Source organism: Vibrio sp. 1874, assembly GCF_033344395.1.
In the GTDB taxonomy this organism is placed as follows: domain Bacteria; phylum Pseudomonadota; class Gammaproteobacteria; order Enterobacterales; family Vibrionaceae; genus Vibrio; species Vibrio alginolyticus.
The window spans coordinates 293-3,770 of record NZ_JAWPOR010000040.1; the positions used below are offsets into that span (position 1 = coordinate 293).

Sequence of the window (3,478 nt, forward strand, 5' to 3'; positions counted from 1 at the left end):
ATTCCCGACTCGCTCTATATGCCCACTGACGAGTGTTATCGAACAACTCACAGTTACGGCCAAGACCAGACGTTTCGCTACCACGTAACGGGTGGCCTTTCAGATCGAGGTATTCCGCCAGTTCATCGAGTGTGTACTCGTACTCTGTCCAAAACTCATTTTGCCAATGTGGGTGCAGTGGATTTTTCGTCAGTAGTCCTGCGAATCCACGATCCGCTTTCAGACGCTCAATCATCGCGGATTCAATCGCAGCTGCGTAGCGAATAGGTTCACTATGCGCGATATCAGACGTACAGAATGGAACTTTCAAGCGATACGCAATGTGTGCGTGTGCGTTCTCTGGGTTCTTTGAAGTCCAATATGGTGTGGGAAGATCGTTGTCGTACCAAGCCAACACACCGCCTTGTCGATCAATATCAAAGACAAGGTAAGTGACCAACTTCGGTTGGTTCACTTGCAGATATTTTTTCTTAATCGCTGTACTTTTTGGGCGTATGTAAGTGACACCGAGTTCATCGGTGCAATACGGCTTATGAGGAAGCGTCTCGATTAGATCGAGTTGAAATGCGTTTGATTGTTTAGCTTTCACACATAACTGCACTTATGGCGGTTACGTGTGGATTGTCTTTGTCTTTCCATGTGTTAAAATTACCTTAAGCTTTAGCCCTGATAACTCTCCATTCCGCCAAGTTTGAATGAGTTTCGGGGCTTTGTTTTATCTAGAGTTAATCTTACTCCTCAATACCTTACTTCGCAATTTCCCTTCGCTTTTCTTGCTTTCAGGCACAAAAAAGGCCGCTATAGCGACCTTTCGAGAATCATTGTTCTACCGAAACACTGCACTTCGCACAAAGTGACATTACGTTAAATCCCACTCTTCACATTAAGCGACATGTTACCACCTAACATGCCGAATTTATCTTTAAGTCTTTGAATTTATGTTGACCATGAAAGATTAAATGAGCTTAGATCTGAGTAGAAATACGGCTTTTCGCCGTATAGAAAGCGTTATGTGTTTTTCTTGCAAGCGCCATGATTAATCAAAACTTTTTTCTAGCCATGCGGCATGGGTGAATTAAAAAACGGTGCCTTAGAGCGTCAATTTGGCGCCTTATTTTTGCGATTTTAAGTGGTTGTAAGTTGCTGTTTTTAAGGTGTTTATTTTTCTTGAGAACTGGTTGGTAAATGTTAGTCTTCGACTCAAATAGAAAGAGGGCTAGAAAATGGATAAAACAGACCAGTTATATGTACAAGCAGACTTTTCACATCAAGACATGAGTGGTCAGTATTTTAAAAATTGCAAATTTTTCTGCTGTTCCTTTAAACGAGCGAACCTCCGCGATACACAATTTGTAGATTGTTCTTTCATTGAACGAGGTGAATTAGAGGGGTGTGATTTTTCTTACTCGGATCTTAGAGATGCATCTTTTAAAAACTGCAGTCTTTCAATGTCGTATTTCAAAGGTGCAAATTGTTTTGGTATCGAGTTCAGAGAATGCGATTTAAAGGGTGCCAATTTTTCTCAAGCTAGCTTCATGAATCAGGTATCGAACAGAATGTATTTTTGTTCAGCTTATATAACAGGTTGTAATCTTTCATACGCCAACTTTGAAAGGCAGTGTATCGAAAAGTGTGATTTGTTTGAGAATAGATGGATTGGCGCAAATCTGAGTGGTGCATCATTTAAAGAGTCTGATTTAAGTCGGGGAGTATTTTCTGAAGGGTGTTGGAGCCAGTGTAGGTTGCAAGGTTGTGATTTGAGCCACTCGGAGTTGTATGGTTTAGACCCTCGGAAAGTTGACCTTACAGGTGTAAAAATCTGTTCGTGGCAGCAAGAACAACTTTTAGAGCAATTAGGTTTAATAGTAGTTCCTGACTAAATTTGATGGTTTGAACACACACATAACAAACGCCTCAAGAGGGACTGTCAACGCGTGGCGTTTCCAGTCCCAATGAGCCGCTGTGGTTGCAGTTGTTGTGTTTGAGTTTAGTTGTTATGCGTTGCCAGCCCCTTAGGCGGGCGTTAGCCCTCAGGAGGAAAAATGAAAATATCCATTATGGCAGCAGTTTCTGAGAATGGAGTAATTGGCTCTGGATTGGATATACCTTGGCATGTACAAGGTGAGCAGCTCCTGTTCAAAGCTATGACTTACAATCATTGGCTTTTAGTCGGTCGTAAAACTTTCGACTCAATGGGTAAACTTCCCAATAGGAAATATGCTGTGGTTACTCGCTCAGAAATGGTCTCGAATGATCCAGATGTTATTTATTTCACCAGCATTGAATCGGCATTATCTTACTTAGACAATACGACAACACATGTCTTTGTTTCTGGTGGTGGTGAAATTTACAAAGCATTAATCGAACAAGCAGATGTTATCCATCTTTCAGTGATTCATAAGCACATCTCTGGCGACGTGTTTTTCCCTTCAGTTCCACAGAGTTTCAAACAAACATTTGAGCAAAGTTTCAGTTCAAATATTGATTACACGTACCAAATTTGGGCAAAGGGCTAACAAACTGTTTAAGAGGGATTCACAACGCGTGGCATTTTTACTATGCGTTGGTTTTAGTGGTTAAGGCGGTATGCGGAAGCTTCGGTATTGCGTTGCTCACCCCTTAACAGGGCGTTAGAGCACTCCTAGTAAAGTAACATAGAGTTAACAAAATAATGTTAGATAAATTAGTTGGTAAGGTTATTAATTTCAAAGCGGTCACTAAAACCAAGGTACAGTTTGAATTAAGTGAAAATAATTGTGTAATCGAACTTCAAGTATCTGATGCTTGGGTTATTAATCGTAATGATGAAGTTACTGTTGTCGGCGAGCGGGACTCAAAAACAGGTAAGTTTATTGCCTATGCTTACAATAACCACACAAAGGGAGTATTTGGTAAGTATGATGCCCAAGTAGTAGGTGGATGGTTGTTTGTTGTTATTGGGCTATTCTTTTTTTGGGCTATTTTTCCACTGTTCTTACATGTTCCTGCAGGAATCAAACAGATTTCGCTTGGGAAAAAAGTTAACGAAGCTTTTGACTTGGTGACACAGAGCAAAGTGCTCTAACAAAGCATTTAAGAGTGATTCGCAACGCGTGACTCTGTAACGAAAATCACCTCCCCCTATTGATTAATGTATACCAATTTCATAGAACCACTTGAAGATGTATACATTAATCAGAATCCAAATTTATGCCTGAGCCACACTCAAAATCGGTGTCTATTATTCCTATTATGTTAAACGGGCGAGTTAGCTATCAAAAACAGCCCTTAGAACGCCATCAGAGGCTCTAGGCACGTTTTTAAGCACTTACTATGCCCTACTGACCCAGAAATCGGTCTGAAAGTTTGTGACGCTTTTCAGGCGATTTACAGGGCAAAAATCAGCAGGTTTATTTAAAACAAAAAACGCCCTCTAAGGGGCGTTTTTGTCATTTTTATTGGCAAGCTGCTTGTCGCACCATGCAATAATTTGATCCGC

Annotated in this window: 4 protein-coding genes; 3 read left to right on the forward strand and 1 reads right to left on the reverse strand. The window is 40.8% G+C overall.

The features are described 5' to 3' along the window. The coding region (locus tag R8N46_RS24190) for a replication initiation protein (RefSeq protein ID WP_318189672.1) at nucleotides 1-589 on the reverse strand (589 nt) is incomplete at its 3' end. Between the two features lie 634 nt (nucleotides 590-1,223). Between R8N46_RS24190 and R8N46_RS24195 the strand changes: the two genes are divergently transcribed. The 3 genes from R8N46_RS24195 to R8N46_RS24205 all read left to right on the forward strand — a co-directional run bounded on the left by R8N46_RS24195 (nucleotide 1,224) and on the right by R8N46_RS24205 (nucleotide 3,064). Then, nucleotides 1,224-1,880 (forward strand): quinolone resistance pentapeptide repeat protein QnrVC5, encoded by a 657-nt coding sequence (locus R8N46_RS24195; RefSeq protein WP_000361705.1) that lies wholly within the window; start codon nucleotides 1,224-1,226, stop codon nucleotides 1,878-1,880. 162 nt (nucleotides 1,881-2,042) lie between these two features. Continuing rightward, the gene (dfrA31, locus tag R8N46_RS24200; RefSeq protein WP_000703246.1) at nucleotides 2,043-2,516 is read left to right on the forward strand and encodes a trimethoprim-resistant dihydrofolate reductase DfrA31; all 474 of its coding nucleotides are present in this window, start codon (nucleotides 2,043-2,045) and stop codon (nucleotides 2,514-2,516) included. Nucleotides 2,517-2,671: 155 nt separating this feature from the next. After that, entirely contained in the window at nucleotides 2,672-3,064 is a 393-nt protein-coding gene (locus tag R8N46_RS24205) for a hypothetical protein (RefSeq protein WP_000884724.1), read from the forward strand. The last annotated feature ends 414 nt before the right edge of the window (nucleotides 3,065-3,478 follow it).